15 protein-coding genes and 1 pseudogene are annotated in these 19,376 nt (G+C 74.0%); 9 read left to right on the forward strand and 7 right to left on the reverse strand.

Annotated elements, in window-relative coordinates; genetic code table 11:
• Nucleotides 1-89: 89 nt before the first annotated feature.
• Nucleotides 90-2,489, forward strand: a pseudogene (locus FH609_RS32370) (ComEC/Rec2 family competence protein); the annotation flags it as partial.
• Nucleotides 2,490-2,497: 8 nt separating this feature from the next.
• On the opposite strand, the gene FH609_RS05775 reads toward FH609_RS32370, so the two are convergent.
• Both FH609_RS05775 and FH609_RS31485 read right to left on the reverse strand, forming a co-directional pair.
• The gene (locus tag FH609_RS05775; RefSeq protein WP_139666266.1) at nucleotides 2,498-2,956 is read right to left on the reverse strand and encodes a pyridoxamine 5'-phosphate oxidase family protein; all 459 of its coding nucleotides are present in this window, start codon (nucleotides 2,954-2,956) and stop codon (nucleotides 2,498-2,500) included.
• A gap of 82 nt (nucleotides 2,957-3,038) precedes the next feature.
• A complete protein-coding gene (locus tag FH609_RS31485; RefSeq protein ID WP_139666267.1) occupies nucleotides 3,039-3,284 on the reverse strand; it encodes a hypothetical protein in 246 nt (81 codons plus the stop codon).
• Nucleotides 3,285-3,480: 196 nt separating this feature from the next.
• Here FH609_RS31485 and holA point away from each other — a divergent pair, with 196 nt between their 5' ends.
• On the forward strand, nucleotides 3,481-4,461 hold the full coding sequence (gene holA, locus FH609_RS05785) for a DNA polymerase III subunit delta (protein ID WP_139666087.1): 981 nt from the start codon (nucleotides 3,481-3,483) through the stop codon (nucleotides 4,459-4,461).
• 829 nt (nucleotides 4,462-5,290) lie between these two features.
• On the opposite strand, the gene rpsT is transcribed toward holA, so the two are convergent.
• Nucleotides 5,291-5,557 carry a 30S ribosomal protein S20 gene (rpsT, locus tag FH609_RS05790; RefSeq protein WP_122183824.1) on the reverse strand — a complete coding sequence of 89 codons (267 nt, stop codon included), beginning with the start codon at nucleotides 5,555-5,557 and terminating at the stop codon, nucleotides 5,291-5,293.
• 396 nt (nucleotides 5,558-5,953) lie between these two features.
• Here rpsT and lepA point away from each other — a divergent pair, with 396 nt between their 5' ends.
• The gene (lepA, locus tag FH609_RS05795; protein ID WP_139666088.1) at nucleotides 5,954-7,816 is read left to right on the forward strand and encodes a translation elongation factor 4; all 1,863 of its coding nucleotides are present in this window, start codon (nucleotides 5,954-5,956) and stop codon (nucleotides 7,814-7,816) included.
• 160 nt (nucleotides 7,817-7,976) lie between these two features.
• A complete protein-coding gene (locus FH609_RS05800) occupies nucleotides 7,977-9,848 on the forward strand; it encodes an AMP-dependent synthetase/ligase (protein ID WP_193317781.1) in 1,872 nt (623 codons plus the stop codon).
• Between the two features lie 84 nt (nucleotides 9,849-9,932).
• Here FH609_RS05800 and hemW read toward each other — a convergent pair whose 3' ends face one another.
• Nucleotides 9,933-11,165, reverse strand: coding sequence for a radical SAM family heme chaperone HemW (gene hemW / locus FH609_RS05805; RefSeq protein WP_139666089.1), 1,233 nt, complete (start codon nucleotides 11,163-11,165; stop codon nucleotides 9,933-9,935).
• Nucleotides 11,166-11,220: 55 nt separating this feature from the next.
• Between hemW and FH609_RS05810 the strand changes: the two genes are divergently transcribed.
• Nucleotides 11,221-11,484, forward strand: a complete 264-nt coding sequence (locus tag FH609_RS05810) for a hypothetical protein (RefSeq protein ID WP_122183820.1) — start codon at nucleotides 11,221-11,223, stop codon at nucleotides 11,482-11,484.
• 65 nt (nucleotides 11,485-11,549) lie between these two features.
• Here the strand turns inward: FH609_RS05810 and FH609_RS05815 are convergent, their stop codons facing one another.
• A complete protein-coding gene (locus FH609_RS05815; RefSeq protein WP_139666269.1) occupies nucleotides 11,550-12,116 on the reverse strand; it encodes a GNAT family N-acetyltransferase in 567 nt (188 codons plus the stop codon).
• Nucleotides 12,117-12,172: 56 nt separating this feature from the next.
• A complete protein-coding gene (locus FH609_RS05820) occupies nucleotides 12,173-13,045 on the reverse strand; it encodes a DUF3097 domain-containing protein (RefSeq protein ID WP_139666090.1) in 873 nt (290 codons plus the stop codon).
• 147 nt (nucleotides 13,046-13,192) lie between these two features.
• Here FH609_RS05820 and FH609_RS05825 point away from each other — a divergent pair, with 147 nt between their 5' ends.
• Entirely contained in the window at nucleotides 13,193-15,316 is a 2,124-nt protein-coding gene (locus tag FH609_RS05825) for a SpoIIE family protein phosphatase (RefSeq protein WP_139666091.1), read from the forward strand.
• 27 nt (nucleotides 15,317-15,343) lie between these two features.
• Here FH609_RS05825 and FH609_RS05830 read toward each other — a convergent pair whose 3' ends face one another.
• The gene (locus FH609_RS05830; RefSeq protein ID WP_139666092.1) at nucleotides 15,344-16,111 is read right to left on the reverse strand and encodes an MBL fold metallo-hydrolase; all 768 of its coding nucleotides are present in this window, start codon (nucleotides 16,109-16,111) and stop codon (nucleotides 15,344-15,346) included.
• 326 nt (nucleotides 16,112-16,437) lie between these two features.
• Between FH609_RS05830 and hrcA the strand changes: the two genes are divergently transcribed.
• The 3 genes from hrcA to FH609_RS05845 are packed head-to-tail and all read left to right on the forward strand — an operon-like array spanning nucleotide 16,438 to nucleotide 19,328.
• A complete protein-coding gene (gene hrcA / locus FH609_RS05835; protein ID WP_139666093.1) occupies nucleotides 16,438-17,454 on the forward strand; it encodes a heat-inducible transcriptional repressor HrcA in 1,017 nt (338 codons plus the stop codon).
• Complete coding sequence (gene dnaJ / locus FH609_RS05840) at nucleotides 17,455-18,585, forward strand: molecular chaperone DnaJ (protein ID WP_139666094.1); 1,131 nt, start codon at nucleotides 17,455-17,457, stop codon at nucleotides 18,583-18,585.
• Nucleotides 18,582-19,328 carry a 16S rRNA (uracil(1498)-N(3))-methyltransferase gene (locus FH609_RS05845; RefSeq protein WP_139666095.1) on the forward strand — a complete coding sequence of 249 codons (747 nt, stop codon included), beginning with the start codon at nucleotides 18,582-18,584 and terminating at the stop codon, nucleotides 19,326-19,328. The genes dnaJ and FH609_RS05845 overlap by 4 nt, the downstream gene beginning before the upstream one ends.
• Nucleotides 19,329-19,376 lie beyond the last annotated feature (48 nt).

Consider the following 19,376-nt stretch of genomic DNA (forward strand, 5'->3'; position numbering starts at 1 on the left):
CGGGGACCGGCCCGCCCGACGACCTGCCCCCGCCCCGCCGCAGGCTCGCCCGCCGAGGGCGGTCGTCGACGGCACCCGCCGAGGAGCGCATGTCCGCTGCGGCGGCCGAGCAACGCCCCCTCGATCTGCGGCTGTTGCCCGGGGCAGCGGCGGCCTGGGGATCGGCCGCGCTGGCCTGGGAGCTGTCGCCGCCGATCACCGTCTGGTGGACGGCGGGCTGCTGCCTGGCCGGGGGACTGCTCCTGATGGTGGCGCTGCGGCGGCGCCCGTGCCCGGTGGTCACCGCGCTCAGTCTCGCCCTGCTCTGCGCGGCGGCCGGCGCCATGGTCACCGCAGGCCACCTGGCGACGGTGCGCTCCGGCCCCTGGCCGGAGTTGACCGGCCGACAGGTGACGGTCGAGCTGAGTCTCACCGGCGACCCGCGCCAGGCGCGGGCCCGCGCCGACCGGCCGCTTCGGCCGGTCCTGCTGGCCGCCGAGGTGCACGAGGTGGCGGCCGGACCGGGAGCGGCCTGGTCCAAGGCGGGGCCGGTGCTGGTCGTAGTCGAGGCCGAAGACCCCGCGCCCTGGCTGGCGTTGCTGCCCTCCACCGGGCTGCGCGTCACCGCCGAGGTCGGCGAGCCGATGGCGCACCGGGAGGGTGAGTGGGGCGCCGTGCTGCGCGTCTCCGAGGCAGGCCCGCCCGAGGTCAGGGCGCCGCCCGACACCCTCCAGCGGTTCGCCGGGCTGCTCCGCGCCGAGCTGCGCGAGTCCGTGGCCGAACTGCCGCCGGATGCCCGGGCGTTGCTGCCCGCCCTGATCGTCGGCGACGACTCCGGCGTGCCGGCCGAACTGGACGAGGCGGTCCTGACCACCGGCCTCAGCCACCTGATCGTGGTCAGCGGGGGACATCTCGCGGTGCTCTTCGCGGTGCTGATCGGGACCCCGACCGGCGTCTCCCGGGGCGAACGCGGAGGTCTGGCCGCGCGGTTGGGGCTTCCGCTGCGCACCACGGCGCTGCTCGGTGGCCTGCTGCTGCTGGGATTCCTGCTGGTCTGCCGCCCTGGCCCCAGCGTGCTGCGCGCGGCGCTCTGCGGCGGCATCGCGCTGCTGGCGGTGGTCACCGGTCGGCACCGGGCACTGTTCCCCGCGCTGGCGGCGGCAGCCTTGCTGCTGGTGCTCCACGACCCCACGCTAGCGAGGTCGTTCGGCTTTCTGCTCTCCGTGCTGGCGACGGGCGCACTGCTGCTGCTCGCCCCTCGCTGGAGTCTGGCGCTGCGAAAACGTGGGGTGCCGGGGCGGCTGGCCGACGGCCTCGCGGTCGCGGCGGCGGCACACCTGGTCTGTGCGCCCGTGGTGACGGTCTTCGCCGGCCGGGTGAGCCTGGTCGCCATCCCCTGCAACCTGCTGGTTGAGCCCGTGGTGGCGCCCCTGTTGGTGGTGGGCTGGGCGCTGCTGGTGACGGCGCCGCTGTTGCCGCCGCTGGCCGAGGCGTTGGCCTGGCTGGCCGCCTGGCCGGCGCGTTGGATCGCGGTCGTGGCGCGCGGCGGAGCCGCGCTGCCGGGCGCCGAGCTGGGTTGGCCGAGCGGTTGGTCGGGCGCCGCGCTGCTGGCCGTGGTGAGCGTCGCCCTGGTGGTGGTGGCCCGCCGGATGCCCGGGCGGCGGGTGTGGGCGCTGCTCGCGGTGGCGGTCCTGCTGCTCGCCGTCGTGCGCCCCGCGCCGCTGTCCAGGCTGTTGACGGGCTGGCCACCGAACGGTTGGCGCCTGGTGGCCTGCGATGTGGGGCAGGGCGACGCCCTGGTGCTGGCCGCCGGCCCCGGGACGGCGTTGGTGGTCGACGCCGGCCCCGACCCGGCCTCGGTGGACCGCTGCCTCACCGGGCTTGGCGTGCGCCGGGTGCCGCTGCTGGTCCTGACTCACTTCCATGCCGACCATGTGGCCGGCCTTCCCGGGGTGTTGCGGGGACGCGAGGTGGCCGCCATCCAGACCGGTCCGGTGGAGGAGTCCGTGGTGGAGGCGGCCCGCGTCGCGCGGACGGCCGCCGACGCCGACGTGCCCGTCCTGCGGGCCGTTCCCGGCGAACGGCGACGGATCGGCGAGACATTGAGCTGGCAGGTTCTGTGGCCACCCGCCGAGGCGGCGGGGCTGGGTGACAACGACGCCAGCGTCACGCTGTTGCTGCGCTCGGGCGGGCTGACGATCCTGCTCCCGGGTGATCTCGAACCAACCGGCCAGGAGCGGCTGTTGGCCGCCCACCCCGACCTTGGGCCGGTCGATGTGCTCAAGGTTCCGCACCACGGCTCCGGTCGGCAGCATCCGCCGCTGCTTCACGCCCTCCGTCCCCGGCTGGCGTTGATCTCCGCCGGCGCCGACAACCGCTACGGCCACCCGGCACCGCGCACCGTCGCCGCCCTCGCCGAAGGCGGCGCCGTGGTGCTGCGCACCGATGCCGAGGGAGCGCTGGCCGTGGTGGAGTCCACGGCGGGCTTCCCCGGCGGGGTGGTGCGCGGGGGCAGGGCTCAGACCAGCCAGTGGCCGTCGCGCATCAGGTGCCGGCCGTCCATCTCGTTCACCTCACGCCAGGCGCGGATGCCGCGGGGGCGGAGGCGCATGAACACCCAGGCGCCCCGGCCCCTCGGGTCCCACCCGGCCTTGGCCACGAACGCCTCGCCGACGGCCTCCGGCAACGCGCCATCGGGCAGCACCTCGCCGGTCGCGTCGATCAACACCACATCCCTGGTGTGCCCGAGGCTGACCACCGCCCGTCCGTCCCGCGCGACATTGCGCGCGGTGGGATTGGCCCGCCGGGTATTGATCAACAGCGTGTCGTCCCACCAGAGAAAGGAGAGTGGCACCAGACAGGGCTCACCGTCCGGTGCGGCCGTTGCCACCCAGGCGTCCTCGTCCTCCGACAGCCGGGTGAGGACATCTCGCTTGCGCTGGGCGCCGGTTCGGGGCGCCTCCGGGGTCCTGGCCATGCCCGGCACGCTAGCCCGCCCCGGCGGCGGCCGGATCGGTCGGCCGGCCGAGACGCGGGCGGAGCGCCATCGGTCGCCGGTCCTACACCTCGTCCCGTTCCAGCCAGCCCTCGTGTTCCTCGGCCAGGGCCGCCAGCCGCCCGGGATCGGGGACCGGCTCCTCCAGGACGACCAGCCACTGGGCGTCCTCGGCGTCGTCCTCCCCGGCCAGCGCGTCCCGCACCGGCTCGGGCTCCTCCGGGAGGTCCAACAGCGCGGCCACCCGCTCGGCCACCTCCTCGGCGGCCTCGCGGTCCGGCAGCACCAGGATCAGTCGCGCGTCAGTCACCGGAGCATTCTCCCGCGCCCACCCGGCGCCTGCGCCTGCCCGCACCCCTTCGCGCGCGCTCGCACCTCTTCGCGCGCGCTCGCACCTCTTCGCGCGCGCTCGCACCTCTTCGCGCGTGCCCGCGTTGCCCGCGCGGCGGGGGCGGGGCGGACGAGGACCGCCGCCGCTGTCGGTGGCGCGTGGGATGCTGGGCGGCATGGCTGGCAGGGGTAGTAGAAGCGTTGGGCAGCCGGCGGCGGTGACGCTGGCCGTGGGGCAGGAGGAGTTGCTGCTGGACCGTGCGGTGCGGGAGGTGGTCCAGGCGGCCAAGGCCGCCGATCCGGACACCGACGTGCGGGAGTTGGCCGCCGCCGAGCTGCGGCCCGGCACGCTCGCGGAGCTGACCAGCCCCTCGCTCTTCGCCGAGCGCAAGGTGGTGGTGGTCCGCCAGGCGCAGGACCTGGCCGCCGACACGGTCAAGGACGTCAAGGACTATCTGGCCGCCCCCGCCGAGGAGATCAGCCTGGTGCTGGTGCACGCCGGCGGCGCCAAGGGCAAGGGCCTGCTGGACGCCGCCCGCAAGGCCGGCGCCGCCGAGATCGCCTGCCCGAAGATGACCAAGCCGGCTGATCGGGTCGCCTTCGCCCGGGGCGAGTTCCGGGCCCTGGGCCGCTCGGCCACGCCGGCGGCCTGCCAGGCCCTGGTCGATGCCATCGGCGCCGACCTGCGGGAGCTTGCCTCCGCCTGCGCCCAGCTGGCCGCCGACATCGAGGGCGCCATCGACGAGGAGGTGGTGGCCCGTTACTACACGGGCCGCGCCGAGGCCTCCAGCTTCACCGTCGCCGACCGGGCCGTGGAGGGCCGCACGGCCGACGCGTTGGAGGCGTTGCGTTGGGCGCTGGCCACCGGCGTCGCGCCGGTGCTGGTCACCAGCGCGCTGGCCCAGGGAGTCCGCGCCATCGGCAAGGTGGCCTCCGCACCCGGCGGGCTGCGCCCCGGGGACCTCGCCCGCGAGTTGAGGATGCCGCCGTGGAAGGTGGACCGGGTCAGGCAGCAGGCGCGTGGCTGGTCGGCGGACGGCGTCGCCACGGCCCTGCGCGCCGTGGCCGAGGCCGACGCGGCGGTCAAGGGCGGCGGCTATGACCCCGCCTACGCGCTGGAGCGCGCCGTGATCACCATCGCCCACGCCCACCGCTGAGCCCTTGCCGGGCGGGCCTCGGGGGCGGCCGGCCGCCGCCGGACCGCCGGCGGCCCGGCGGATGGCGCCGACCCGCCGCCGCTCGCCCGGGCGGCGGCCTGGCCTGTGCCGCCCGCGCGTGCGGTGCTGCCGCCTCCAGCCAGCGCCGGCGCTGCACCCGAACACGGTCGCTCGCCAACTCCGTCGATCCGCGCGGGGTGCCGCTCCGCCTCAGCGCACCGCGTCCGCCTGCCCTGCCGGTGCGCTCGCCCACTCCGTCGGGGCCGAGGCGCGCCCCACCGTCGGGCGTTCCATGGAACACCGCTCTCGACAACTCCCCCGATCCGCACCGGACACCGTCGCACGCCCTCGGCGGAGAACGACGCGCCGCCCCGGTCCGCCGGGCGCGGCCCCGCCACCCGGGTCCGCCCGCGCGCCCGGCCGCCGGCGGCCTCGCCGAACGCGCCCCGCCGCGCGCTCGCCTCACCCCCCAACCCCGCCCCGACGGGCCGGGCACGACGAAGGGGCCCCGGGTGCCTGGTGGCGTTCGGGGCCCCTTCGGGTGTCGCGTTCGTCGTGGGCGGCGGGCACCGCACCCGCGTGGCGAACTTGGGATCAGCGCGGTGCCGCGTGGGCGTTCGGTCGGCGCGGAGAGAGGGGCCGCTGAAGCCGGACCGATGCCGTGTTCCCGCCCGGGCTCGGGCCCGGTCCGGGGCAGGCCGGCGGCCTGCCCGGTCGGACCGTTGGGAATCGTCGAGGATCGAGGCGTCAGCCGTGGACCGTGAGTCCTGAGCCGTCAGCCTTCGACCGACGAGAGGTCGGTCCGGGACCGGAGAGGAAGGAGGAGGATTCAGCCCTGGAGTTCGTTGACCCGAGCGGCCAGCGAGGACTTCTTGTTGGCCGCGTTGTTGGGGTGCAGCACACCCTTGCTGACGGCCTTGTCCAGCTTGCGGGCGGCGACCCGGCGAGCGGCCTCGGCCTGCTCGTAGTCACCGCTGGCCGCGGCCTCGCGGGCCCGACGGATCGCGGTCTTGACCTCGGACTTGATCGACTGGTTGCGCAGCCGCGCCTTCTCGTTGGTCTTGATCCGCTTGATCTGGGACTTGATGTTCGCCACGAATAAGAGCCTTTGCAGGTTCGAGAAAATTCGGAACGCCTCGGCGAGAGGGCCCGAACGTTTCGGATGTTCGGTCGAGCGTGGACGGGCGGGTCGAGCGCCGGGCGATGAAACACGGCGCCGCCCCCGGCGGTCCGTCCCACACCAGAGGCAGTGGGCCAGCCTACCAGCGCCCGCCGAGCGCTTCCCAATCGGCCTCGGTCGCTTCCCCGCCGGCCACGGCCAGGCCCCCCGCCGGCCTTGACCGGGCCCGCCCCGCCGAGCCGGCGACCCGCTCTCCGCCGAGCGGCGACCCGCCCCGCGTCGAGCCGGCGACCCGCGCATCGGGGGCGGCGCCCGGCGCATGGGACCATGGGAGCGACCAGCGATCCACCGCCATCACCGACAGGACCCCGCGTGCCCGCGATCCCTTCGAACGCGCCGGAGCCCAGCCGTACCGCCCCGGCCATCATCCGCAACTTCTGCATCATCGCGCACATCGACCACGGCAAGTCCACCCTCGCCGACCGGATGCTCCAGTTGACCGGGGTGGTCGAGCAGCGGCAGATGCGCGCCCAGTATCTCGACCGGATGGACATCGAGCGCGAGCGCGGCATCACGATCAAGTCCCAGGCGGTCCGGATGCCCTGGGGCGCCGAGGACGGCACGGCCCATGTGTTGAACATGATCGACACCCCGGGTCACGTGGACTTCACCTACGAGGTCTCCCGTTCGCTGGCCGCCTGCGAGGGCTGCATCCTGCTGGTGGACGCCGCGCAGGGCATCGAGGCGCAGACCCTGGCCAACCTCTACCTGGCCATGGAGAACGACCTCACCATCATCCCGGTGCTCAACAAGATCGACCTGCCGGCCGCCCAACCGGAGAAGTTCGCCGGCGAGTTGGCGCACCTGATCGGCTGCGACCCGTCCGATGTGCTGCGCGTCTCGGCCAAGACCGGCGAGGGCGTCGCCGAGCTGCTCGACGAGGTGATCCGCCAGGTGCCCGCCCCTGTCGGGGAGGGCGAGGCCCCGGCCCGCGCGATGATCTTCGACTCGGTCTACGACGCCTACCGGGGCGTGGTGACCTACGTGAAGATGGTCGACGGCCGGCTGGGCAAGCGCGAGCGCATCCAGATGATGTCCACCGGCGCGACCCACGAGTTGCTGGAGATCGGCGTCAACTCCCCGGAGATGACCCCGGCCGACGGCCTGGCCGTGGGCGAGGTGGGCTATCTGATCACCGGTGTGAAGGACGTCCGCCAGTCCAAGGTCGGCGACACGGTCACCTTCCAACGCCACGGCGCGACCGAGGCGTTGAGCGGCTACAAGGACCCCAAGCCCATGGTGTTCTCCGGGCTCTATCCGATCGACGGCTCCGACTACCCGGCGCTGCGCGACGCCCTGGAGAAGCTCCAGCTCAACGATGCCGCGCTGGTCTACGAGCCGGAGACCTCGGCCGCACTCGGCTTCGGCTTTCGGGTGGGCTTCCTCGGCCTGCTGCACCTTGAGGTGATCCGTGAGCGGTTGGAGCGCGAGTTCAATCTGGATCTGATCGCCACCGCTCCGAACGTGATCTATGGCGTGACCATGGAGGACGGTTCGGAGCACACCGTGACCAACCCCAGCGAGTTCCCCGGCGGGAAGATCGCCGAGGTCCGCGAGCCCGTGGTGCGGGCGACGCTGATCGCGCCCAGCGAGTTCATCGGCGCGATCATGGAGCTGTGCCAGAACCGCAGGGGCGCGCTCCAGGGCATGGACTACCTCTCCGAGGAGCGCGTCGAACTGCGCTACACCATGCCGCTGGCGGAGATCGTCTTCGACTTCTTCGACGCCCTGAAGTCCAAGACCAGGGGCTATGCCTCGCTCGACTACGAGCCGACCGGCGAGCAGGCCGCAGCGCTGGTGAAGGTGGACATCCTGCTGCACGGCGACAAGGTGGACGCGTTCTCCGCCATCGTGCACAAGGACAAGGCATATGCGTATGGCGTCAAGATGGCAGGAAAGTTGCGGGAGTTGATTCCCAGGCAGCAGTTCGAGGTGCCGATCCAGGCCGCCATCGGATCGCGTGTGATCGCCAGGGAAACGGTCCGCGCCATCCGCAAGGACGTGCTCTCCAAGTGCTACGGCGGTGACATCTCGCGGAAGCGGAAGTTGCTGGAGAAGCAGAAGGAGGGGAAGAAGCGGATGAAGATGGTGGGCCGGGTCGAGGTGCCCCAGGAGGCGTTTATCGCCGCGCTCTCCTCGGACTCCGACGGCGGCGAGGCCAAGGCCAAGAAATAGCGTGCGCACGGTCCACTCCTGTGGAGGCCCCTGCCCTCACGGCCGGAGCCACTGTTGACCATCCCCCTTACGGAAGTGGGCCGCTCCGCTTAGTCTGTTCGCCCCGGCGGAAAGTTACCCGCAGGTTACCCCCGTCGCAGCGTGGCACCCGGAGGAATTCGTGAGCGTGAGTGAGCAGGCCATGGAGAACCGGCCCCCGTCCGTGGCGCATCTCTTCCTGGAACGGGTGGAGACCACGCCCGACCGGGAGGCGTACCGCTACCCGGTGCCCAGCTCCTCGGGCCCGGACGACTGGCACACCTACACCTGGGCGGAGGCCGGCTCCCGGGTCTTCGCCATCGCCGCCGGGCTGATGGACCTGGGCGTGCGCCCCGAGGAGCGGGTCGCCGTCGCCTCCAGCACCCGGGTCGACTGGGTGCTGGCCGACTTCGGGATCATGTGCGCCGGCGCCGCGACCACCACGGTCTACCCGCAGACCGACGCCGAGGAGACGGCGTTCATCCTGGCGGACTCCGGCAGCCGGGTGCTGGTCGCGGAGAACGCCGAGCAGCTGGCCAAGGTGCGCGAGCGCCGCGCCGAACTGCCGGACCTGGCGCACGTGGTGGTGATCGAGAGCGCCGACGCGGCGCCGGCCGAGGGCGACCCGGAGGGTTGGGTGCTGTCGCTGGCCGAGCTGGCCGAGCGCGGCGCCCGCTATCTGGAGGGGAAGCCGGACGCGGTGAAGGACACCGTCTCCGCGCTGCGCGGAGACCAGCTGGCGACCCTGATCTACACCTCGGGCACCACAGGACGCCCCAAGGGCGTGCGGCTGCGCCAGGACACCTGGTCCTACATGGGGTACGGCATCGAGCGGATCGACATGATGCTGCCCGACGACGTCCAGTACCTGTGGCTGCCGCTGGCCCACGTCTTCGGCAAGGTGCTGCTGGCCGGCCAGGTCAAGGTCGGTCACGTTCTGGCCGTCGACGGTCGAGTAGACAAGATCATCGAGAACCTGCCCATGGTGCAGCCGACCGCGATGTGTGCCGTTCCGCGCATCTTCGAACGCGTCTACAACGGGGTCGCGGCCAAGGCCAAGGCGGGCGGCGGCGCCAAGTACAAGATCTTCACCTGGGCCGCCGGCGTCGCCCAGGAGTACGCCAAGGTGGCGCAGGACACCAGGCGCCGCACCGGCCGGGCCACCGTGCCGCCGGCCCTGGCGCTCAAGCACCGGATCGCCGACCGGCTGGTCTTCGCGAAGATCAGGGCCGCCTTCGGCGGACGGATGAAGGCCTGCGTCTCCGGCTCCGCCGCGCTCACCCCCGAGCTTGGCTTCTTCTTCGTCGGCGCCGGCATCCCCGTCCTGGAGGGCTACGGGCTCACCGAGTCCGCCGCCGCCAGCTTCGTCAACCGCAGGGAATCCAACCGCGTCGGCACCGTCGGCAAGGCGCTGCCCGGCCTCGAGGTGCGGATCGCCGACGACGGCGAGGTGCTGCTGCGCGGCCCCGGCATCATGGACGGCTACCACGGCCGACCGGATCTGACCGCCGAGGTGCTGACCGAGGACGGTTGGTTCCACACCGGGGACATCGGCGAGCTGTCGGACGACGGCTATCTGACCATCACCGACCGCAAGAAGGACCTCTTCAAGACCTCGCTGGGCAAGTACGTGGCGCCCACCGAGATCGAGGGCCGCTTCAAGGTGCTCTGTCCGCTCGCCTCCCAGATGCTGGTGATCGGCGCCGGCCGCAAGTTCTGCTCCGCGCTGATCGCCCTCGACGAGCCGGCCCTGATGAACTGGGCCAAGGAGAACGAGGTCCCCGGCGACTACGCCCAGGTGATCGCCGACCAGCGCACCGTGCAGGCGGTCGAGGGCTATGTCGACCAGCTCAACGCGACCCTCCAGCGCTGGCAGACGATCAAGACCTTCCGGCTGCTACCCCGCGAACTGGACGTCGAACACGGCGAGTTGACCCCGAGCCTGAAGCTCAAGCGGCCGGTCGTCGAGGGCGAGTACCAGCACCTGATCGACGAGATGTACCCCACGCCCTGAGCCCGGTGCCCGGGCGGGCCCACGACCCGGGCCAGGTGCCCGGCGGGGCCCCGCCCCGAACCGTGTGGGGGCCGGGCGGCGCGTTCAGTCCACCAGGTCCCGCACCAGGGCGTCCGCCAGCAGGCGGCCGCGCAGCGTCAGCGCCGCGCGGCCGTCGGCGAAGGCGTCCGCCACCAGCAGCCCGTCGTCCAGCGCCCGCCGCGCGGCGGCCAGCCCGGCCGGCCGCAGCAGCGTCAGCGGGCACCCATCGACCAGCCGCAGCTCCAGCAGAACGCGTTCCACGCGCCGGTCCTCCTCGGTCAGGACCTCGCGGCCGGCCCCCGGGGAACGCCCCTCCGCGAGCGCTTGGGCATATGCGCCGGGGTGCTTCACGTTCCACCAACGCACCCCGCCGACGTGGCTGTGCGCCCCCGGGCCCGCGCCCCACCAGTCGGCGCCCGTCCAGTACAGCTCGTTGTGCCGGCACCGACCGGCCCGCGTGGTGGCCCAGTTGGAGACCTCGTACCAGCCGAAGCCGGCCGCGCCCAGCACCCGGTCCGCCTGGAGGTAGCGGTCGGCGTGCACGTCGTCGTCCGTCATCGGCACCTCGCCGCGCCGCACCCGCTGCCCGAGCCGGGTGCCCTCCTCGACGATCAGCGAATAGGCCGAGATGTGGTCGGGGCCGGCCGCGACGGCGGCCTCAAGCGACGCCTGCCAGTCGGCCTCGCTCTCGCCCGGCGTGCCGTAGATCAGGTCGAGGTTGACGTGGTCGAAGCCCGCCGCCCGCGCTTCGGCGACCGCGCGCTCCGGCCGGCCCGGGGTGTGGGTGCGCTCCAGCAGCCGCAGCACATGCGGGCTGGCGCTCTGCATCCCGAACGAGACCCGGGTGAACCCGGCCTCCCGCAGCGCGGCCAGCCCGGCGCCGTCCACCGAGTCGGGGTTGGCCTCCGTGGTCACCTCGGCGTCCTCGGCCAGCCCGAACTCCTGGCGCACCGCGTCCAGCATCGCCGCCAGGTCGGCCGGCGGCAGCAGCGTCGGGGTGCCGCCGCCGACGAAGACGGTGATGACCCGGCGCGGGTCGTCGCCCAGCACCTTGCGGGCCAGCCGGATCTCCTCGGTCAGCACCGCCGCGTAGTTCTCCCGGGAGGCCAGCGCCCCGCCCGAGCCGCGCAGCTCGCCGGCGGTGTAGGTGTTGAAGTCGCAGTAGCCGCAGCGGGTCGCGCAGTAGGGCACATGGAGATAGAAGGCGAGCGGCCGCGTCTCGGCGCCGGCCAGCGCGGCGGCGGGCAGGGCGCCGTCGCGCGGCATGGGGTCGCCTTCGGGCAGGGCGGAGGGCATACTCGCCATTGTCCGGCATCGAGGAGGCAGGACCGCGAGGCGGGGAGGAGGCACCGTGTTCGATCTGCGGATCTCCTTCACCACGGAGGCCGCCGAGTCCGCCGAGCGGATGGCGCCGCACCGCAAGGAGCTGCTGGACCGGGGCCTGGCGAAGCTGGCCAGGGACCCGTACCACAAGGCGAGCGCCCCGGTCGGCACCCACGAGGACAACCGCAAGGCGCAGGTCGCCCCCGGCATCCTGATCGAGTACCTGATCGGCCAGGGGCTGATGGTGGTCGTGGTGGTGACCGTCTTCGACGAGGACCTGTTCCTGGTGTGACCGAGTCGGTGCGAGTGACCGGCCACGGACCGACCGGCGCCCGACCGGCGACCGGTCAGCGCCGGTCAGCGCACCGGGGGCCGCTCCCGGGTGGCCCAGAACTCGTCGGCCGTGATGCCCAGCAGCACGACGTCGTGTCGGCGTCCCGCGAGGAACTCGTGCTCGCGCAGCCGGCCCTCCTCGACGAAGCCCAGCGAGCGGTAGAGCGCCAGCGAGGCGTCGTTGAACGCGTACACCTCGACGGCGCACTTGTGGTGGCGCTGCTCCGCGAACATGTAGGCGAGCACGAGTTCGGTGGCCTCCGCCGCGTAGCCCCGGCGGCGGTGCGCGCGGACGATCTCGACGCCGGTCAGGAACCGCCCCGCGCGGCTGTCCGCCAGGCCGACGGTCACCGACCCCGCGAAAGCGCCGTCCGCCAGCACCTCGACGACCAGCCGGAACGTGTCCCCGCCCGGTGGGCGCTCGGCCCGCTCTGCGGTCCAGGTCCGCCAGCCCGCGTCGGAACGCGGCGGGCTCACCGCGCCGGCGGCCCGCACGTCGACGCTGTGCCGGGCCAGCTCCCTGAAGCCCGTCCAGTCCTCCGGCTCGACGGCGCGCAGCCGCACCCGCGCGCCGGTCCACAGGTCGTCCACGGCGCGCCGCTCCCTCCCGTCACCCGTCACGGCGCCGCCCGTCACGGTGTCACCCGTCACGGCGCCAGCTCCCCGACCGGGCCCGCCGGCGAGCCCACGGTGACATGGTCGATCAGGTGCTCCACGGGCCCCAGCAGCCCCGGGTCCAGATCGCGGTAGTCCCGCACGCTCCGCAGCACCCGCTGCCAGGCGGCGCCCGTGTTCTCCGGCCAGCCCAGCGCCCGGCACACCCCCGTTTTCCAGTCCTGGCCGCGCGGCACCTCGGGCCAGGCGGGGATGCCGACCGCCGCCGGCTTCACCGCCGCCCAGATGTCGACAAAGGGATGCCCGACGACCAGCACCACCTCCTCGCCGTGCGCCGCCCGCACCGCCTCCGCGATCCGCCACTCCTTGGAACCCGGCACCAGATGGTCGACCAGCACCCCCAGCCGGGCGTCCGGCGTCGGCCCGAACTCCTCGACCACGGACGGCAGATCGTCCACGCCCGCCAGAAACTCCACCACCACGCCCTCGACCCGCAGGTCGTCGCCCCAGACCCGTTCCACCAGCTCGGCGTCGTGCCGCCCCTCCACAAAGATCCGCCCGGCGCGCGCCACCCGCGCCCGCGCCCGGGGCGCGGCGACGGAGCCCGAGGCGGTGCGCGCCGGCGCGCGCTTCCCCGCGCCCGCCGGCTTCGGGCGCACCAGCGTGACCTCGCGCCCCTCCAGCAGAAAGCCGCGCGCCACCATCGGAAAGACCCGGTGCGCGCCGAAGCGGTCCTCCAGGGTGACCGTCGGCCCCTCGGCCGTCTTCTCCCAACGGATCACCGCCCCGCAGAAGCCGGTGGTGACCTCCTCGACCACCAGCCCCGGATCGGCCGGCACCTCGGGCGCGGCCCGGGGGCGCTTCCACGGCGGGGTCAGGTCCGGATCATAGGAACGCGCGCGCATGGGCCCATTCGATCACGGCCGGCCCGCCACCCGACCGGCCGCGTCGGCCCTAACTCCGGGCGCGGTCCGGCCACCCGGAAGCGCCCCGAGGACCCGGGCCGCCCAGCAGAACGGGCGCCACCGGCCGACCCGTCGCATGATCGTGCCATGGACGTCCCAGGCGGTGGTCGAGACGAGACGGCCCGCGTGACGGCGGGCGGTCTCCCCCTGTTGCCCGACGGGCCCGAACGCGAGGCGCGGCTCGACGCGGCCGTGCTGCGCGCGCTCTTCGAGAGGTCTCCGACGGGCCTGCACGTGCTCGACACCGAGCTGCGCATCGTCCGGTTCAGCACGGCGGCGCCCGGGATGCGACACGTCGACCTCGACGCTGCCAGGGGCCACACCTGGGCGGAACTGGGCCTGCCCGGCGCCGAGCCGTTGCAGCGGAAGCTGCGCGGGGTCCTCGCGACCGGGGACGCGGTCCGGGACCACTTCTACGCCCACCGCGTCGAGGAGGACGAACGGCCGCGTCGCCTCTATCTCTCGGCGTACCGGCTGGAGGAGGCCGACGGCCGGGTCCTGGGCGTCGTCGTCACCGTCGCCGACCGCACCGACCGGGACCGGTACCGCGAGGGGCTGCGGCTGGTCAACGAGGCGGGGCGGCGCATCGGTTCGACGCTGGACCTCTTCCGCACCGCGCAGGAGCTGGCCGAGCTGGCGGTGTCCGACTTCGCGCAGGTCGCCTCGGTCGACATCCTGGACCTGACCGTGCACGGCGACGCCCCGGCGCGCGGACCGTTGCCGCACACCGTCACCCTGCGCCGCGCCGGCTTCGCCCACGCGCTGCGGCCCGAGGCCACGGGCGTGGTGCCCGTCGGGCAGGTCAGGCTCCTGGACTTCGGCACCCCGCAGGCGCAGACCCTGATGGACCCGCGCCCCCGCCTGGTGCGCCAGGTGCGACCCGACGACGACTGGCTGCTCCGCGACCCGGTGCTGGCGCGGCTGCTGCGGGCCGGCGTCTACTCCCTGCTGGTGGTGCCGCTGGTCGCCAGGGGCATGGTGCTGGGCCTGGCGACCCTCTACCGGCTCCCGGGGCGGCCCCCGTTCGACGAAGAGGACCTGACCGTCGCGGCCGAACTCGCCGACCGCACCGCGCTGTCCCTGGACAACGCCCGCCTCTACACCCGCGAGCACTCCCTGGCCAGTCTGGTCAGGCGCCGCATGATCCCCTCCGGGCTGCCCCGCCACAGCGCGGTGGACACCGCCCACTCGTATCTGCCCGCCCACTCGGCCGGCACCTGGTACGACGTGCTGCCCCTCTCTGGGGCGCGCGTCGGGCTCGGCGTCGGCGAGGTGCTGGGGGAGGGGCTGGCCGCCGTGACGGTCATGGGGCGGCTGCGGGCCGCCGTCAGCGCGCTGGCCGCCCTCGATCTCGACCCCGCCGAGCTGCTGCACCGCCTGCACGAGCTGACCACGCGGCTCTTCGCCGAGCGCCCCGACCCGTCCGACGACGCCGCCACCGAACCCCTGCGGGCCCGCTGCCTGGTGGTGGTCTACGACCCGGTCACCACCCGCTGCGCCCTGGCCTCCGCCGACCACCCGTTGCCGCTGCTGCTGTCGCCCGGGGAGCGGCCCCGGCAGGTCGGGCCCACGCCGGGGCCGCCGCTGGGGCAGGACGAGCCGGACTACGCCGTCACGGAACTCGACCTGCCCCGGGGCAGCGTCCTCGCCCTGCACAACGCGCCCTGGTCCGACGCGTCCGCCGAGGCGCTCCGGGGCGCGCTCGCCCGCGACGCCGAAGGACCGCTCCAGGAGGCGTGCGACCGGGCGGCCGGCACCCTCTTCCCCGAGCCGCCGCCCAAGGACATGCTGCTGCTCCTGGCCCGCACCCGACGGCTGGCCGACGACCGGACCGTGCGGTGGCAGCTCACGAACGACCCGGAGAGCCCGGGCCACGCCCGCCGACTGGCCGTCGGGCGGCTGCACGAGTGGGACCTCGGGGACCTGTCCTTCGCCACCGAGATGATCGTCAGCGAGCTGGTCACCAACGCCGTCCGCTACACCGAGGGCCCCATCAGCCTGCGGCTGATCAGGGAGTCCGCCCTCATCTGCGAGGTCAGCGACGGCAGCAGCACCGCCGCGCACGTGCGGCACGCGGCACCCGACCACGAGGGGGGACGCGGGCTGTTCCTCGTCGCCCAGGTGGCCTCCGCCTGGGGAACGCGGTTCCACGCCGAGGGCAAGACCATCTGGGCCGAACAGCCGCTGCCCGAGCACGTCGAGGCCCCCTGACCGCCCGCGCCACACGCCCGCGCCACCTCAGCCGTCCGGCACGCCGAACCGCCGTGCCAGCGCCGCCCGTTGGGCCCGGACGAACGCCGCGTCCACCACCGCGCCATGCCCGGGAACGTAGGCGGCCCGCTCCCCGCCCAGCGCCAGCAGCCGGTCCAGGGCCGCCGGCCAGCGCGCCGGCTCGGCGTCGGAGCCGGCCTGCGGTTCGCCCGACTCCTCGACCAGGTCCCCGCAGAACACCACCGAGGGCTCCGCCCCGCCGTCGCGCACCGCGACCACCAGGTCATGGCCGGAGTGGGCCGCGCCCAGGCTCACCAGCTCGGCTGCGCGCCCGCCGCCCAGCGGCAGCGTCAGCCGGTCGGCGACCAGCCGGCCCGGCTCGGGCAGCGCGGCGGCCGAGCGTTCCGCCGCCGCGCGGTCCACCCCCTGCGCCACCGCGTCGCCGGCGACCTCCGCGTCCCCGCGCGTCCAGGGCGGCCGGCGGCCCGCCGCCGCCAGCACCTCGGCGTCGGCGAACGCGCCGGCGCCCAGCAGATGGTCGAAGTGCGGATGCGTCACCGCCAGCCAGCGCACCGGGGGCCAGCCGCGTTCCGCCAGCTGTGCGCGGAGCGCGGCGCCCGCCGCCAGCGAGGGCCCGGCGTCCACGAGCAGCGTGCCCCCCGGCCCGGACACGGCGCCCACCGTCTCGTCCCAGCCCGACAGCCGCCGGCGCACGACCCCCGGCGCGATCTCCTCCCACCCGCGCCCCGGCGCACCCGCCTCGTTCCCCGCGCCCCCGCCGTCTGTCGCCGTCATGGCCCACGACCGTACCCGGGCGGCAGCCGGCCGCCGGGCCCAACGGCCGCCGTCGCGCGCCGCGTTCACGCACCGTCGCCCGACGGTTTCCGGCCGTTCTCCCCCTGACTTCCGGTCGTTCTCCCCGTAACTTCCGGTCGACTTCGGCCCGCGCTCGCCGCCCGCAGCACATCCCGTTCACTCCCCGTCTTTCTCCACCGCCGCTCGTTCCCCGCGCGGGCTACCCCGCCGTACACTGGACCAGGCGTTGGCACTCTGTCCGCCTGAGTGCCAGGAGCCGACAGGCACGGGACGAGTTGGACCGGATGGGACGGGAGGTGTGCGGCGTGCTCAGTGAGCGCAGGCTGGAGGTGCTGCGGGCCATCGTCCAGGACTATGTGGGCACCGAGGAGCCCGTCGGTTCGAAGGCGTTGACCGAGCGGCACAACCTCCAGGTGTCCCCGGCCACCGTGCGCAACGACATGGCCGCGCTGGAGGAGGAGGGCTATATCGCCCAGCCCCACACCAGCGCGGGACGGGTGCCCACGGACAAGGGCTACCGCCTCTTCGTCGACCGGCTCGCCGGCGTCAAGCCGCTGTCCTCGCCGGAGCGCCGCGCGATCCAGAACTTCCTCGACGGCGCGGTCGACCTCGACGACGTGATCGCCCGCACCGTGCGGCTGTTGGCCCAGCTCACCCGCCAGGTCGCCGTCGTCCAGTACCCCTCGCTCAGCCGCTCGACGGTCCGCCATGTCGAGCTGCTCGCGCTCGCGCCGGCGCGCGTGATGCTGGTGCTGATCACCGACACCGGCCGGGTCGAGCAGCGCATGATCGACTGCCCGGCGCCGCTCGGCGAGACCTCGCTCGCCGACCTGCGAGCCCGGCTCAACAGCCGCATCGTGGGCCAGCGTTTCTCCGAGGTGCCCCGGCTGGTGGCCGACCTGCCCGAGGCGTTCGGCCTGGAGGAGCGGGGCGCGGTCGCGACCGTGCTGTCCTCCCTGCTGGAGACCCTGGTCGAGGAGACCGAGGAGCGGCTGATGATCGGCGGCACCGCCAATCTGACGCGCTTCGCCCAGGACTTCCCGCTCACCATCCGCCCGGTGCTGGAGGCGCTGGAGGAACAGGTGGTGCTGCTGCGGCTGCTGGGGGAGGCCAAGGGCTCGGAGATGACGGTGCGCATCGGGCATGAGAACCCTCACGAGGGCCTGACCTCCACATCGGTTGTGTCGGTCGGCTACGGTTCAGGGGACGAAGCGGTCGCGAAGCTCGGAGTCGTCGGACCGACCCGGATGGACTACCCCGGAACGATGGGAGCGGTGCGCGCGGTGGCACGGTACGTCGGACAAATCCTCGCGGAGAACTAGGTGGCGACGGACTACTACGCGGTCTTGGGTGTGCAGCGTGACGCCTCGCAAGACGAGATCAAGAAGGCCTTCCGCCGGCTGGCCCGGGAGCTGCACCCGGATGTGAACCCGGACCCCAAGACGCAGGAGCGGTTCAAGGAGATCAACACCGCCTACGAGGTGCTCTCCGACCCGCAGAAGAAGCAGATGTACGACCTGGGCGGCGATCCGCTCGGGGGCGCCTCCGGCGCGGGCGCCGGGTTCGGCGCCGGCTTCGGGAACTTCTCCGACATCATGGACGCCTTCTTCGGCACCGCGTCCCAGCGCGGCCCCAAGTCGCGCACCCGGCGCGGCCAGGACGCCATGATCCGGCTGACCATCGACCTCAACGAGGCGGCCTTCGGCACCACCCGCGAGATCCAGGTGGACACCGCCACGGTCTGCAACTCCTGCAACGGCGAGGGCGCGGCGCCCGGCACCTCGGCCCAGACCTGCGACATGTGTCGCGGCCGGGGCGAGGTGTCCCAGGTGACGCGCTCGTTCCTCGGCCAGGTCATGACCTCGCGGCCCTGCCCGCAGTGCCAGGGCTTCGGCACCGTGGTGCCCAACCCGTGCCCGGAGTGCGCCGGCGACGGCCGGGTCCGCACCCGCCGCCCGCTGAACGTCAAGATCCCGGCCGGCGTGGACAACGGCACCCGCATCCAGCTCGCCGGCGAGGGCGAGGTCGGCCCCGGCGGCGGCCCACCCGGCGACCTCTATGTCGAGATCCAGGAGAAGCCGCACGCCGTCTTCCAGCGGCGCGGCGACGACCTGCACTGCACGGTCACCATCCCGATGACGGCGGCGGCGCTCGGCACCCAGGTCCCGTTGGACACCCTGGACGGCCGCGAGGAGGTGGACATCCGCCCGGGCACCCAGTCCGGCCAGTCCATCCCGCTGCACGGCCGGGGCATCACGCACCTGCGTGGCAACGGCCGGGGCGACCTGGTGGTGCATGTCGAGGTGCAGACGCCCCACAAGCTGGACCCGGAGCAGGAGGAGCTGCTGCGGCGGCTGGCCAAGCTGCGCGGTGAGGAGCGGCCGACGGGCCAGTTCCAGCCGGGGCAGCAGGGGTTGTTCTCCCGCCTGAAGGACGCGTTCAACGGTCGATGAGCAGCGCTCCGGTCTTTCTCGTCGGGTCGCTGGCGGGCGCCGAGCCCGGCGCCTCGCTGACCCTGGACGGCGCCGAGGGGCGGCACGCGGTCGCGGTGCGCCGGCTGCGGGTCGGCGAGGAGATCGTGCTGAGCGACGGCGCGGGCGCGGGCTGGCTGGGGCGGGTCGCCGAGGTCGGCGGCCGGGACCGGCTCGCGGTGACGGCCCTGGAGCGCCGCGCGGAGCCCGAGCCCACGCCGCACATCACGGTGGTGCAGGCGCTGCCCAAGGGCGACCGGGGCGAGCTGGCCGTGAGTACCATGACGGAGACCGGAGTGGACGCCATCGTTCCCTGGTCCGCCGACCGCTGCGTCACCCAGTGGCGGGGCGAGCGCGGCGCGAAGTCGCTGGCGCGGTGGCGGGCCGCCGCCCGCGAGGCGGCGAAGCAGGCCCGCCGGCTGCGGGTGCCCGAGGTCACCGAGGTGCGGGACGCGGCGGGCGTGGCGCGGCTGTTGGCCGACGCGGCGTTCGCCGGCGTGCTTCACGAGAGCGCCACGCTGCCGCTGGCCGCCGCCCAACTCCCGGCCGAGGGACGGCTGGTGCTGGTGGTCGGCCCCGAAGGGGGCATCACCGAGGCCGAGTTGACGGCCTTCGCCGCCGCCGGCGCGACCCCCTACCGGCTGGGCCCCACGGTGCTGCGCACCTCCACGGCTGGCCCCGCCGCCACGGCCCTGCTGCTGACCCGCACCGGCCGCTGGTCCTGACCCGTCCCCCGGTACCCGCCACCACCCGCCGCCGATAAGTCGGTTGCG

Origin of the sequence: Streptomyces sp. 3MP-14 (assembly GCF_006334905.2) — a bacterium.
GTDB classification, from domain to species: domain Bacteria; phylum Actinomycetota; class Actinomycetes; order Streptomycetales; family Streptomycetaceae; genus Streptomyces; species Streptomyces triticirhizae.

What these genes read in the sequence shown, in the direction of transcription:
- FH609_RS05775 (WP_139666266.1), bottom strand. Translation starts at nt 2,956, where the DNA reads ATGGCCAGGACCCCGGAGGCGCCCCGAACCGGCGCCCAGCGCAAGCGA.
- holA (WP_139666087.1), top strand. Translation starts at nt 3,481, where the DNA reads ATGGCTGGCAGGGGTAGTAGAAGCGTTGGGCAGCCGGCGGCGGTGACG.
- hemW (WP_139666089.1), bottom strand. Translation starts at nt 11,165, where the DNA reads ATGCCCTCCGCCCTGCCCGAAGGCGACCCCATGCCGCGCGACGGCGCC.
- FH609_RS05820 (WP_139666090.1), bottom strand. Translation starts at nt 13,045, where the DNA reads ATGCGCGCGCGTTCCTATGATCCGGACCTGACCCCGCCGTGGAAGCGC.
- FH609_RS05825 (WP_139666091.1), top strand. Translation starts at nt 13,193, where the DNA reads ATGGACGTCCCAGGCGGTGGTCGAGACGAGACGGCCCGCGTGACGGCG.
- FH609_RS05830 (WP_139666092.1), bottom strand. Translation starts at nt 16,111, where the DNA reads ATGACGGCGACAGACGGCGGGGGCGCGGGGAACGAGGCGGGTGCGCCG.
- FH609_RS05845 (WP_139666095.1), top strand. Translation starts at nt 18,582, where the DNA reads ATGAGCAGCGCTCCGGTCTTTCTCGTCGGGTCGCTGGCGGGCGCCGAG.